A 12,373-nucleotide genomic window follows, 5' to 3' on the forward strand; every position below is an offset into this window, starting at 1 on the left:
GCCCTCGATGGTGGCCCAGGTCCAGCCTGACCGCGCCGTCACGGTCACCTGGGGGCGCGCCCGCAGGTTGGCCGGCCCGGTGAACGCCCGGGTCGCCGCCGGGGAGCCGGCGGGACGGGGCCGCTGCGAGCCGTCAGCGGGACGGGTCGTCTCCACGTCATCGAGGAGGCCGGCCTCGCGGGTCGTCCGGGGGCCGTCGAGCGGGCGGGTTCCGGCGGGCGAGGCGGACCGGGCCGGCGACGTGGGCGGGGCCGGCGACGCGGGTGAACCAGGGAGGGCGGAGCCGGCTCCGCTGGGCCGGGTGTCGTCCATGTCGTGGCCGGTGAGGGCGCGCAGCACCTGTTCGGCGGCGGGCCGGGCGGCGGGGTCCTTGGCCAGGCAGGCCAGCAGCGCCGGGCGCAGCTCGTCCGGCACGCCCGACATGTCGGGCTCGTGGGTGGAGACCGCGACCAGCAGCGCGGGCACCGTCGCCGCCGAGAAGGGCAGGTGCCCCGTGGCGGCGTACACCATCGTGCAGGCCCAGCCGAACAGGTCGGACGCGGTGCCGGGCGGGTGCCCGGCGAGCTGCTCCGGGGCGATGTAGGCGGGCGTGCCGATCAGCCCGGAGGCGGTGGTGGCGTGGTCCAGCGCGCGGGCGATGCCGAAGTCGATCACCACCGGTCCCTCGGGGCCGAGGATCACGTTGGCCGGCTTGAAGTCGCGGTGCACCACCCCGGCCCGGTGGATCGCGGCCAGCGCGGTGAGCGTGGCGACCGCCAGCCGCTGCAGCCCGCTGCCGGAGCGCGGCCCGTCGCGCGCCACCGCCTCCGCCAGGGACACCCCGGGGATGTACTCGCTGACCACGAAGGGGCGGCCGTTGACCGTGCCGACGTCCAGCACCCGCGCGGTGCAGAACGCCGCGACCCGCCGCGCCGTCTCGACCTCCCGCACGAACCGCCGCCTGCTCTCGGCGTCGCCCGCGGCCCTGGTGTGCAGCACCTTGACCGCCACCTCGGGCCCGGCGGCGCGGACGGGCCCGGCCTCCTCGGCCCGTCCAAGGTAGACGGTGCCCTGGCCGCCCTCTCCGAGCACCGCGCTCAGCAGATAGCGGCCGACGCGCTCGGGATCTCCCGGTTCAAGGCCACGCCCGCGCACGGCCCACCTCTTCGGTCGTCTCGGCATTCGGGGTGCGAGGGCTCACGATAGGGCCTGCCGGCCGGTCGGTGAAGTGCCGTCGCCCATCCGGTCCGGCACGGCCGCGGCGACGCCGGTCCCGGGCGCTCGCGAGCGCCCGGGCGGCAGGCGTTCAGAGGCAGGGGAGGCCGAGCTGGGTCAGCATCTCGAGCTGGTCGTAGTAGACCCGCTGACTGGCGATCAGGCCGTCCTCCATGGTGCGGACGTCACAGCCGCGGACGGCGACGCGCCGGCCGGTCGGCTCGGCGACGTGGCCGGTGGGCAGGAGAAGAGGGCCGGTGTGGGTGCTGGTGAGCGTCCACTCGGTGACCACCATGTCGCCGCACGCGCCCTTGTCGTGGAGCGTCACCCTGATGTCGGGGAACGCCTCGTGGTAGAGGGCGAAGTAGGAGGCGATCTCCTCGTGGCCCTCGGCGACGCCACCAGGGCAGACGTAGGTGGCGCGCCGGTCGAACAGCCGCGTCGCCGAGGCGAAGTCGGCGGCGTTGAACGCGGTCACCAGCTCGTCGGTGGGTTCACGGTCGTCGGACACCGTCGGGCTCCTTGCGTGGGGTGATGCGCCGGCGTCAGGGGGCGCCGGTCGTGGGGAGGCGGCACGTGGCCGTGCGGCCGTGGTGCGGGCCGCCGCGGGGGCGTCGCGACGCTCAGGCGCGCCAGCCGGAGGTCTGGGGCAGGGCGCCGAACCCGGCCACGCCGGGCGGGTCCCCGCTGGTGGGCGGAGAGGAGTCGCCCATGTCCAGCAGGGGCAGGTCCAGGACGAAACGCGCGCCGCGTGGGGAGTCCTCGACGCGCAGCGTGCCGTCGTGGCCGTGGGCGATGTCGCGCGAGATGGCCAGGCCGAGCCCGCTGCCGCCGGGTTCGAGGCGCCGCCCGTCCTCCAGGCGCACGAAGCGCTCGAACACCCGCTCGCGATCCTGGTGCGCGATGCCGTCGCCGTCGTCGGTCACGGCGACCACGGCCCGGTCACCCTGGCGGCCGACGGTGACCTCGACCTTGCCGTGGGCGTGGCGCCGGGCATTGGCCAGCAGGTTGTCCAGCACGCGGACGAGCTGGATGCGATTGCCGTGGACGGTGATGTCGCCCTGGGCGCGGACGCGGATCGGCACGCCGTCGGCCGGAAGGGTCGCGATGGCCTCCCGCACGAGCATCGCCAGGTCGACCGGCTCGTGCTGGGCCGGGGTGCCCGAGCGGAGCCTGGCCAGCACCAGCAGGTCCTCGACGATCGTCTCCAGCCGCTGGGTGAGCGTGAGGGCGTCGCGGATGGTCTGCCGGGGGTCGACGTCGCCGGGGTAGAGCACCGCCTCCTCCAGCCGGGCGCGCAGCCCGGCGAGGGGAGTCCTGAGCTCGTGGGAGGTGGTGGAGGCGAACCGGCGCTGCTGCCTCACCGCCTCCTCCAGCCGGGCCAGGGTCTGGTTGGCGGTGCGGGCGAGCAGCGCGTACTCGGTGCGGCCGGGCGGTTCGGGCACCCGCATGCTCAGGTCGCTCACCGTGATGTCGGCCATGGTCGCGCGGATCGCCGCGACCGGGCGCAGGGCGCGGCCGCCGACCCACCAGTTGCCCCAGGCGACCAGGGCGCTGGCCAGCAGCACACCGGTGGTGGTGACCAGCTCCAGGCGGTGACCGGCCAGGATGCTCGGCTGGGTCGTCCCGCTGTAGACGAAGTGGGACTCGCCGCCGAAGATCTCGCTGGTGTCGAGCGGGGGGAGGCGGATGACGGTGAACATCACGCAGCCGCCCTCCGGCCGGCACACGGTTCCGTCCTGGATGCGGTTGTCCTTCGGCGGGCGGATGGTGCCGAGGGGAGGACGACCGGCCGCGGCGGGGCTGGCCATGACCACGCGCCCGTGGTCGTCGACGAGCTGCAGCAGGTCGATGCGTCCCTCGGGCGCCGGCCGGGGGATCTGGCCGGGCGCCATGGAGCCGACCCAGTTGGTCGCGGTGCGTTGCGCGTCCCGGAAGACGCCGGCCTCTATCCTGTCGGTGACCAGGAAGTCGATGCCGGCGCCGATGATGGCGAGGAAGATCAGGCACGCGCTGCCGATGATGAGCGTGGACCGCGCCCGCATCGACGCCGGGAGAAGCGACAGCCGCCTGGCTTCCAAGAGGTGGCCTCCCTCACGTAATGTAAAAGCCCAGGTCAGGTCAACTTCGACGGTATCCGTCGAACTGCTGATCAAGCAATGAAGGCCCCATATCCACACCAAATACAGGCCTGCCCATTACCACCACCAGAACCGAACTTTCCCGGCGCGGCCGTCCAGGAGGAGGCCGAGACGGCGGTTCAAGCGAGCGACGACCGCGCCGGACCGGGCCGGCGGGCAGGGGGCCCCGGCAGGGCGCCCCGGCGGGGCGTTTCGCGGCGGGCATTTCGGAGACGACCACGTGCTCGGTGTCGGCATGCGCGCCGCCGCCCACCGCGCCGAGCCCGTATAGCGTCGGGCCGCCCGCCCCGGCGGTCAACCGCCGTGGTGGAGCGCCCATGACCAGTCGGTTATGCCGAAGGTTCGAGCGATGTCCGGAATTCCGGCTCGATCGGCTCAGCGGGACTGCTGACAAGCGAACCGCGGAGCATCCCGGCGGGGGCCCTTCACGGAAGGGAGAACTGCGGCTAGCTTGCCGGGGAGCACCATCTCGGGAAGTCCTGTCACGGCACAAGGGAGAAGCTGAATGCGCATCACCCTCCGCGGGGGAACAGGCGTCGCCATGGCGATCGTCGCGCTCGTCCTGCCCATGGCGGCGGCCGGGCCCGCCGCCGCCGATCCCGATCCCGCGCGGCTCGCCCAGACCGCGAACGGGCCGGCGGTCAAGCGGCACCTGCAGAAGTTGCAGCAGATCGCCGACGCCAACGGCGGCACCCGGGCCGCGGGCACCCCCGGCCACGCCGCCTCGCGCGACTACGTGGCGGGCGTGCTGAAGAAGGCCGGCTACAAGGTGACGATCCAGCCGTTCGAGTTCCCGTTCTTCAAGGAGAACTCCACGGCCCTGCTGGAGCAGATCTCCCCGGAGCCGAAGGTCTACGCCCCCACCCCGCCCAACGGCAGCGGGGTCGGCGAGTTCGCCACGATGACCTACTCCGGCTCCGGCGCGGTCACCGGAACCCTGCAGAACGTCGACCTGACCCTGCCGCCCGCGCCGTCGCCGAGTTCCACCTCCGGCTGCGAGGCGAGCGACTTCGCCGGGTTCACCCCCGGCAACATCGCCCTGCTCCAGCGCGGCACCTGCGACTTCCGGGTGAAGGCCCAGAACGCCCAGGCCGCCGGCGCGACCGCCGCGATCATCTTCAACGAGGGCCAGCCGGGCCGCACCGCCACCCTGCAGGGCACCCTCGGCACCCCGCTCACCATCCCGGTGGTCGGCGTGAGCTTCGCGGTGGGCCAGGAGCTCTCCTCGCCCGCCGGGACGGTCGTCCGGCTGAAGACCGACACCACCAGCGAGTACCGCACCACGCACAACGTCATCGCCGACTCCAAGTACGGCGACGCGAACAAGGTCGTGCAGTTCGGCGCCCACCTCGACAGCGTCGTGGCCGGGCCCGGCATCAACGACAACGGCTCGGGCAGCGCCGCGATCCTCGAGGTGGCCTCGGTGCTCGGCAAGATCCCGACGCGCAACAAGCTGCGGTTCTCGTTCTGGAGCGCCGAGGAGCTCGGGCTGCTCGGCTCCGAGCACTACGTCGCCTCGCTGGCCCCCGCGGAGCTGGCCAAGATCAAGCTGTATCTCAACTTCGACATGGTGGCCTCGCCGAACTACGCGCTGAAGATCTACGACGGTGACGACTCCGACGCCACGGGCGCGCCCGCCGGCCCGGCGGGGTCCGCGGAGATCGAGAAGCTCTTCGAGAAGTACTTCGACACCCTGCGCCAGGGGCACGTCGGCACCGACTTCGACGGCCGCTCCGACTACGGCCCGTTCATCGAGGCGGGCGTCCCGGCCGGCGGGCTGTTCACCGGCGCCGAGGGCGTCAAGACGGCCGACGAGCAGGCCAAGTTCGGCGGCACCGCGGGACAGCCCTACGACTCCTGCTACCACCAGGCCTGCGACACCGTCGCCAACATCAACGACAAGGCCCTCACCCTGAACACCGGCGCCATCGCCACGGCCGCGGTCGTCTACGCCTTCAGCAGTGACCTGCCCGGCCCGGACACCCGTCCGGCCACCGCCGCCCGCAGGACCCTCGCGGCCCCGGCCATCGCCGATCACCTGCCCGCGGCCCGGTAACGCGCCGAGCGCGCCCGCGGCCGATCACCCGGCCCTGTCCCTCGCCGCGGTGAGGTGCCGTGCGACCGTCTCGGTCGCGGGCGCCTCACCGCCGCGAGCGGGTCACAGGCCGTAGGTCTCCAGCAGGCGCAGCCAGATCTCGCTGACGGTCGGGAACGTCGGGACCGCGTGCCACAGCCGGTCCAGCGGCACCTCGGCGGTGACGGCGATGGTCGCGGCGTGCAGCAGATCGGCGGCGCCGGGCCCGACGAAGGTCACCCCGAGCAGCACGCGGCGCTCGGTGTCCACCACGGCGCCGGCCCGGCCGCGGTAGCCGTCGCCGAGCAGGTAGGCGCCGGTCACCGCGCCCAGGTCGTACTCGACGGCGCGCACGGGGAAGCCCTCGGCGCGTGCCTGGGCCTCGGTGCGGCCCACCGCGCACACCTGCGGGTCGGTGAAGACCACCTGCGGCGCCCCGTAGGCGTCGGCGGTGTCGCGCAGTGAGGGCAGGTCGTCGCGCTCGCCCCTGGCGCGGGCCGCGATGACGTCGCCGCAGACGCGGGCCTGGTACTTGCCCATGTGGGTCAGCAGGGCGCGCCCGTTGATGTCGCCCACGGCGTACAGCCAGCCGCCCTCGACGCCGGTGGCGCGCATGCTGTCGTCCACCTCCACCACACGGTCGGCGGGCAGGCCGACCGACGCGAGGCCGAGGCCGTCCGTGGCGGGGCGGCGGCCGGTGGCCACCAGCAGCTCATCGGCCTCCACCGGCGGGCCCGAGGTCAGGTGCACGGTGACCGGCCCGCCGGGGACCGGCCGCTCGACCCGGACGACGCCGGTGCCGGTGCGCACCTCGATGCCCGAGGCGGCGAAGGACTCGGCGACCAGGTCGGAGGCGAACGGTTCCATGCGCGGCAGCAAGCGGTCGCCGCGCACCAGAATGGTCGTGCGGGCAGCGCCGAGTCCGTGCATGGCCTGGGCCATCTCGCAGGCGACCACGCCGCCGCCGATGACGGCCAGCCGTTCGGGGATGGCCTTGACGGCGGTGACCTCATGGCTGGTCCACGGCTCGGCCTCGGCCAGGCCCGGGACGGGCGGAACGGCCGCATAGCTGCCGGTGGCCAGCACGACCGCGTGCCGGGCCGTCAGGAGGCGCGACCCGCCCCCGGGCTCGGCCACCCGGACGCGCAGGGGCCCGTCCAGGCCGCCCCACCCCCGCACGAACGTGGCGGGCACCCCCTCGATCCAGCGCACCTGCCCGGCGTCGTCGTAGTGCGAGACGGCCTCGTCGCGGCGGGCCAGGACGGCGCCGGCGTCGATCGGGCCCACCTCCAGCCCGGGCATGCGGCGCACCTCGGCGGCGAGCTCCACCGGGCGCAGCAGTGCCTTGCTGGGCACGCAGGCCCAGTAGGCGCACTCGCCCCCGGCGAGGTCGCCCTCGACGATGGCCACGCTCAGGCCGCCGCGCCCGGCCCGTCCGGCGGCGTTCTCACCGGCGGGCCCTGCGCCGATCACGATCACATCGAACTCGTCCGGCACGGGTCCTCCCCTTTCCTGGTCGCGAGGGAGAAGACCATCATGCCCGCTCAGGAAGCCGGCGAGATCGGCAGGGTGCCGCCTCCCGCCGATCGATCACCGCGCCTGATTCCGAGGACCGGCAGACACGCGGCCACGCCGGCGAGTTCGACGTCATCGCGCCTGCCGGGGAGCCATCGCTCGCGTGTCAGCAGCCACCTGTTCAGTTCGGCGGGCTCGCCGCGCCGGGTGGCCCGGCCGCTTCCGTTGGGGCGGTAGCCCACTGCCGCCGAAACGCGGTTCGAGGCGTGGTTGTCGACGAAGGCCTCGCTCTCGGCCTCGCGGGCGCCGAGCCCTTCGAAGGCCAGATGCAGGACCGCCTGCCGCATCAGCCTGCCCAGGCCGCGCCCGCGCATCTCGGGGCTGAGCCACGAGAACGTGGTGACCGTGCCGTGCACGGAGAAGTCGACGCCGATCAGGTCCTGCATGCCGACCGGCTCGTCGTCGACGACCACGACGAAGTACAGCCGCCAGAAGCCGTCATCGACCCTTCCACGGCCGGTCCAGATCCTGCGCAGCCAGGACCACTCACGCTCGGGCCCATCCTTGTACAGCGACATCGGGTCGTCGAACGGCCACGGAGCCTGCGTGGCGACACCCTTGCGCACCGTCGGCACCAGGCGCTCCAGCAGTGCGTCCGTCGCCCCGAGCAGTGACAGCCCGGGCATGCGCACTCGCACGTTCAACGGCGGATATGACGACACGGTCTCCGCGGCGCTCGACATGGCTGGCACCGTAAGAGACGACACTTTCCACCGCAACCGATATATCGGACCTCAGGACACGGCCTAGGCGAGCCCGGGGCCGGTGAGGCGGCGCTCGCCGCCGGGGACCAGCACGAACACCTGCCAGTTGTAGTAGGCGTAGTAGGCGCGGACGTCGCGCTTCATCGCGCGGGCGTGCAGCAGCACGGCGTCCACGTACGCCTGGGAGTGGTTGTAGGCGTGCAGCGCCTTGCGGTAGTCGCCCGGCGCGCCGGAGGCCCGCAGGTAGTTCGCGGCGGCCGCGACGGCGTCGCCGGTGTCGTGGATGTCGCCGCCCATGCCGTACGCCCGCCAGGTGGCCGGCATGAACTGCATGGGGCCCTGCGCGCCCGCGGAGCTCGCCGAGCGCACCCGGCCGAACTTGGTCTCCACGAGCATGACCGCCGCCAGCACCTCCCACTCCACGCCGAAGCGTCGCCCGGCCTTCTTGAAGTGGCCGAGCAGGACGTCCGCCGGCAGGGGGTCGCGCAGCTTGAAGCTCACCTTGCCGGTGACCGGGTGGGCCAGCGACAGCAGCTCGCGCACGGCCGTGGCGTCGTCGCGGGCCTGGGCGGCGACCGAGGGGGTCAGCTCGGCGAAGGCGCGCTCGGCGGTGGCGGGATGGCGGGCGGCGTACCGGCACAGGCGCTGGTGGTACAGGGTGAGCAGGACGACGTCCTCCGGCGGCCGGCCGTGCCCGGGGTCGCCGTCCTTGGTCCAGGAGCCGATGGCCGCGCGCATCGCCCGGGTGGTCCGGTCCAGGGCGCGCGCCAGCTTGCGCGGGTCCTGCGGGATCGCGGCGTCCGGTCGGGGCGGCCCGGACGGCGTGCTCGACGCCGTGGTCGCGTCCGGGGACGGCGTCGCGGCGCCGGCGGCGGACGGAGGCGGGGAAGCGGCGTCCGGAGCGGTCGATGCCCGACCGCATCCCGTCGTCGCGGCCAGCGCCACCGCGGCGGCCGCGGCCAGCGTCACCACCCGGCCGGCGCGGCCGGGACCTCGCGCGTCACCCGTGCCCTTCCCCATAGTGATCCAACCTACAACCGGCGCCGCGGCGGGCGGTGCGGCACGCCGTCCTGAATGGCGCGGCCCGCGGCGGGTAGGCGAAGGGAGTGAGAGGGCGGGGGCTCTCCGGACGCGGGAAGGGGGAAGACCGTGACGGGCCGTGCCGACGCCAAAGGCGCAGTGGGCGCCGCCCGGGACGGAGAGGGCTACGACGCCTCGCCGTACCTGCCCGGCGAGGACGACCTGCGCGCCCTGAGCGAGGCCGCCGCCGGCTGCCGGGGCTGCCCGCTGTACCGGGACGCCACCCGGACCGTCTTCGGCGAGGGGGACCCCGGCGCGCGCGTCGTCCTGGTGGGGGAGCAGCCGGGCGACCAGGAGGACCGGCGCGGGCACCCCTTCGTGGGGCCGGCCGGCGGCGTCCTGACGCGGGCCCTTGAGGAGGCCGGCATCGACAGGACCCGCGCCTACGTCACCAACGCGGTCAAGCACTTCAAGTTCACGGCGCAGGACCGCGGCAAGAAGCGCATTCACAAGCCGCCGACCCTGCGCGAGATGGCGGCCTGCCGGCCGTGGCTGGCCGCCGAGCTGCGGGTGCTGCGGCCCGACGTCGTCGTCGCCCTCGGCGCGACCGCCGGCAAGGCGCTGCTCGGCCCCTCCTTCCGGGTGACCAAGGAGCGCGGCGTGCTGCTGCCCTTCCCGCCGGCCGGCGACGGCGCCGGGGCGTGGGAGGGGGCGTTCGCGCCGGAGGAGGCGCTGCTGCTGGCGACCATCCATCCATCGGCCGTCCTGCGCGCGCAGGACCGCGAGGCGATGTACGCCGGGCTGGTCGCGGACCTGCGGGTCGCCGCCGGCGCCCTGCGGTGATCACCGGGGGCTCCAGCGGCGCGCCTTTTCCGGTCATGGCGACCTTATAGGGTGGGAACGTGATCCATGATCGGGCGTCGAAGTACGACGGCGGCACGCCGGCCCGGCTTCTGCCGCACCGCCCGGATCCGCGGATCCCTCGCCACCCCGGAACCGCCCGGATCCGCGGCTTCCTTGGAAACCACCCGGATCCACCGGTCTCCGTCGGATCTGGACGCGGGTGTCGCGACGGCTCCGGGAGCACAGGGGCGCCGCGGGGCTATGACGCCCGCTCGTAGCGGCCGGCCGGGCGGGTCAGGCCGAGACGCCCGCGCAGGTCGGCCGTCTCGTAGGCGCCGCGGAACGCGCCGCGGGCCCGTAACTCGGGCACCAGGCCGCGCGTGATCGCCGTCAGGTCGTGGGGCAGCACCCCCGGCCGCAGGCGGTAGCCGTCCAGGCCGGCCTCCCGCCAGGCCAGCAGCAGGTCGGCCAGCGCCTCGGGGGTGCCGCTGAAGACGAAGGCGTCGGACTCCAGCTCGGCGCCGTCGAGGTCGTCCAGCCGCTCCTTGCGTCCCGGACCGGCGCCGGGGCCCTCGAGGAAGACCACGATGTCGGCGAGGACGCGCAGCGCCGGCCCGGTGCGGCCCACGGCCGCCTCGGCGGCCCGCACGCGGCCGACGACGGCCTCGGCGTCCTCGCGGTCGCGCGGAGTGACGTACACGACGTCGGCGCCGCGGGCCGCGAACTCGTAGGGCAGCGTGTCGTGGGCGAGCACGGTGACCAGGGGCTGGCCCTGCGGCGAGCGCGGGGTGATCGACGGGCCGCGGACGCTGAACCACTCGCCCTGGAAGTCGATGTAGTGCAGCCGGTCGCGGTCGATGAACCGGCCGGTCGGCACGTCCCTGATCTCGGCGCCGTCCTCCCAGCTGTCCCACAGGCGACGGACCACCTCCACCGCGTCCGAGGCCTCCTCCAGCAGCCGCCCGACGTGCGCGGTGACCGCCGGGTCGGCGAGGTCCAGCGGGGGGAAGACGCGGCGGCCGAAGTGGGCGGCCTCGTCCGGGCGGGCCGACACCCGCGGGCGCCAGCCGGCCCGCCCGCGGCTGACGTGGTCCAGCGAGGCGATGCCGATCGCGACGTGGAACGGCTCGGTGTGGGTGGTGCTCGTCGTCGGCACCAGCCCGATACGGGAGGTCAGCGGCGCCAGGCTCGAGGCCAGCAGCACCGCGTCGAGCCGGCCGCGCACCTGGTCCAGGCGCTCGTCCTGCCCGTCGAAGCGGGAGGACTGCAGCGCCAGGGAGTCCTCGAAGGTCACCCAGTCGAGCAGGCCGCTTTCGGCCTCCAGCACCAGCTCGGCCCAGTAGCCGGCGGTGAACAGCCGGTCGGGGCGGACGCCCTCGGCCCGCCAGGCGGCCGGATGCCAGCCGGCGCCGTCCAGGGCCACGGCGAGATGCAGCGTCATCGGGTCTCCTTCGTCAGGCCGAGGTGGTCGCGCAGGGTGGGTCCTGTGTAGTCGGCGCGGAAGACGCCCTTCTCCTGCAGCAGCGGGACGACCTTGTCCACCAGGTCGTCCAGGCCGCCCGGGGTCAGGTGGGGCACGAAGATGAAGCCGTCGGCGGCGTCGGTCTGGACGAAGGTGTCGATGGCGTCGGCGACGGTCCGCGGCGTGCCGATGAAGGTCTGCCGCGCGGACACCTCGATGACCAGCTCGCGGATCGACAGGTTCTTCTCCTGCGCGAGAGCCCGCCACTTGGCGGCCAGCTCGCCCCGGTCGCGGCGGAACTGGGCGCGGCCCTTGGACACCTCCTCTCCGAGGTCGGGTTCGAGGTCGGGCAGCGGGCCGTCGGGGTCGTACGCCGACAGGTCCCGGCCCCAGACGGCCTCGACGAAGGCGATCGCGGTCTGCGGGCCGACCTGCGCCCGCCGGATCTCGGCGGCGTACTCGCGCGCCTCCTGGTCGGTGTCGCCGAGGACGCACGTCACCGCGGGGAGGATCTTCAGATCCTCCGGCCGCCGCCCGTACGCCGGGAGGCGGCGCTTGACGTCGGCGTAGAAGGCGCGGCCCTCCTCCAGCCGGGAGTGCCTGCTGAAGATCACGTCGGCGTCGGAGGCGGCGAACTCGCGACCCTCCTCTGAGTCGCCGGCCTGGATGATCACTGGGTGGCCCTGCGGGGGGCGGGGCACGTTGAACAGGCCCGTGATGTCGAAGTGGCGGTCCCGGTGCCGGAACGGGGTGACGCCGCCCGGCCGCAGGAACCGTCCGGAGGCCGGGTCGGCGACCACCGCGTCCGGCGCCCAGGAGTCCCACAGCTCGCGCGCCGTCCGCAGGAACTCGGCGGCCCGGGTGTACCGGTCTCCCTCGGCCAGGAAGCCGCCGCGCCGGAAGTTCTCGCCGGTGAAGGCGTCCCAGCTCGTCACGACGTTCCACGCGGCCCGGCCGCCGCTCAGGTGGTCCAGCGACGCCAGCCGCCGCGCCACCTCGTACGGCTCGTTGAAGGTGGAGTTGACCGTGGCGGCCAGCCCGAGGTGGGTCGTGACCGCCGACAGCGCCGCGAGGACGGTCAGCGACTCGGGCCGCCCCACCACGTCCAGGTCGTGGATGCGGCCCTTCATCTCCCGCAGCCGCAGCCCTTCGGCGAGGAAGAAGAAGTCGAACTTGCCGCGCTCGGCCGTCCGGGCGAGGTGGCGGAAGGAGTCGAAGTCGATCTGGCTGCCGGAGCGTGGGTCGGACCACACGGTGGTGTTGTTGACACCGGGGAAGTGGGCGGCGAGGTGGATCTGCTTGGTCATGGGCCTTCCTGACGAGGAGTCCGGAGCGGGAACGGCGCCCAGGCGCCCGGTGG

General features: G+C 74.1%; 10 protein-coding genes. 2 read left to right on the forward strand and 8 right to left on the reverse strand.

Annotated elements, in window-relative coordinates; translation table 11 throughout:
* From ABZU32_RS36525 to ABZU32_RS36535, 3 genes are all read right to left on the reverse strand, one after another.
* Positions 1–1,134: serine/threonine-protein kinase (locus tag ABZU32_RS36525; RefSeq protein WP_354930178.1), on the reverse strand; the 1,134-nt coding region annotated here is incomplete at its 3' end.
* A gap of 151 nt (positions 1,135–1,285) precedes the next feature.
* Positions 1,286–1,705 carry a nuclear transport factor 2 family protein gene (locus tag ABZU32_RS36530; protein ID WP_354930181.1) on the reverse strand — a complete coding sequence of 140 codons (420 nt, stop codon included), beginning with the start codon at positions 1,703–1,705 and terminating at the stop codon, positions 1,286–1,288.
* Positions 1,706–1,817: 112 nt separating this feature from the next.
* The gene (locus ABZU32_RS36535; RefSeq protein ID WP_354930184.1) at positions 1,818–3,275 is read right to left on the reverse strand and encodes a HAMP domain-containing sensor histidine kinase; all 1,458 of its coding nucleotides are present in this window, start codon (positions 3,273–3,275) and stop codon (positions 1,818–1,820) included.
* Between the two features lie 565 nt (positions 3,276–3,840).
* Here ABZU32_RS36535 and ABZU32_RS36540 point away from each other — a divergent pair.
* The gene (locus tag ABZU32_RS36540; protein ID WP_354930187.1) at positions 3,841–5,391 is read left to right on the forward strand and encodes a M28 family metallopeptidase; all 1,551 of its coding nucleotides are present in this window, start codon (positions 3,841–3,843) and stop codon (positions 5,389–5,391) included.
* A 102-nt stretch (positions 5,392–5,493) separates the two neighbouring features.
* Here the strand turns inward: ABZU32_RS36540 and ABZU32_RS36545 are convergent, their stop codons facing one another.
* The 3 genes from ABZU32_RS36545 to ABZU32_RS36555 form a co-directional block, all read right to left on the reverse strand.
* Positions 5,494–6,906 (reverse strand): NAD(P)/FAD-dependent oxidoreductase, encoded by a 1,413-nt coding sequence (locus tag ABZU32_RS36545; RefSeq protein ID WP_354930190.1) that lies wholly within the window; start codon positions 6,904–6,906, stop codon positions 5,494–5,496.
* 47 nt (positions 6,907–6,953) lie between these two features.
* Entirely contained in the window at positions 6,954–7,667 is a 714-nt protein-coding gene (locus ABZU32_RS36550) for a GNAT family protein (RefSeq protein ID WP_354930192.1), read from the reverse strand.
* Between the two features lie 63 nt (positions 7,668–7,730).
* Positions 7,731–8,708 (reverse strand): lytic murein transglycosylase, encoded by a 978-nt coding sequence (locus ABZU32_RS36555; protein WP_354930195.1) that lies wholly within the window; start codon positions 8,706–8,708, stop codon positions 7,731–7,733.
* A 129-nt stretch (positions 8,709–8,837) separates the two neighbouring features.
* On the opposite strand from ABZU32_RS36555, the gene ABZU32_RS36560 reads away from it, so the two are divergent.
* Positions 8,838–9,551: a UdgX family uracil-DNA binding protein gene (locus ABZU32_RS36560; protein ID WP_354930198.1), complete on the forward strand. Its 714-nt coding sequence runs from the start codon at positions 8,838–8,840 to the stop codon at positions 9,549–9,551.
* Positions 9,552–9,810: 259 nt separating this feature from the next.
* Here the strand turns inward: ABZU32_RS36560 and ABZU32_RS36565 are convergent, their stop codons facing one another.
* Both ABZU32_RS36565 and ABZU32_RS36570 read right to left on the reverse strand, forming a co-directional pair.
* Entirely contained in the window at positions 9,811–10,992 is a 1,182-nt protein-coding gene (locus tag ABZU32_RS36565) for an LLM class flavin-dependent oxidoreductase (RefSeq protein WP_354930201.1), read from the reverse strand.
* Positions 10,989–12,320: an NtaA/DmoA family FMN-dependent monooxygenase gene (locus ABZU32_RS36570; protein ID WP_354930204.1), complete on the reverse strand. Its 1,332-nt coding sequence runs from the start codon at positions 12,318–12,320 to the stop codon at positions 10,989–10,991. Before ABZU32_RS36570 ends, ABZU32_RS36565 begins: the two co-directional genes overlap by 4 nt.
* Positions 12,321–12,373 lie beyond the last annotated feature (53 nt).

It is taken from the genome of Sphaerisporangium sp. NPDC005288 (assembly GCF_040607475.1).
GTDB classification, from domain to species: domain Bacteria; phylum Actinomycetota; class Actinomycetes; order Streptosporangiales; family Streptosporangiaceae; genus Sphaerisporangium; species Sphaerisporangium rhizosphaerae.

Excerpts from the sequence above, each read along its gene's own strand:
- ABZU32_RS36565 (WP_354930201.1), bottom strand. The coding sequence starts at position 10,992 with ATGACGCTGCATCTCGCCGTGGCCCTGGACGGCGCCGGCTGGCATCCG.
- ABZU32_RS36555 (WP_354930195.1), bottom strand. The coding sequence starts at position 8,708 with ATGGGGAAGGGCACGGGTGACGCGCGAGGTCCCGGCCGCGCCGGCCGG.
- ABZU32_RS36540 (WP_354930187.1), top strand. The coding sequence starts at position 3,841 with ATGCGCATCACCCTCCGCGGGGGAACAGGCGTCGCCATGGCGATCGTC.
- ABZU32_RS36570 (WP_354930204.1), bottom strand. The coding sequence starts at position 12,320 with ATGACCAAGCAGATCCACCTCGCCGCCCACTTCCCCGGTGTCAACAAC.
- ABZU32_RS36550 (WP_354930192.1), bottom strand. The coding sequence starts at position 7,667 with ATGTCGAGCGCCGCGGAGACCGTGTCGTCATATCCGCCGTTGAACGTG.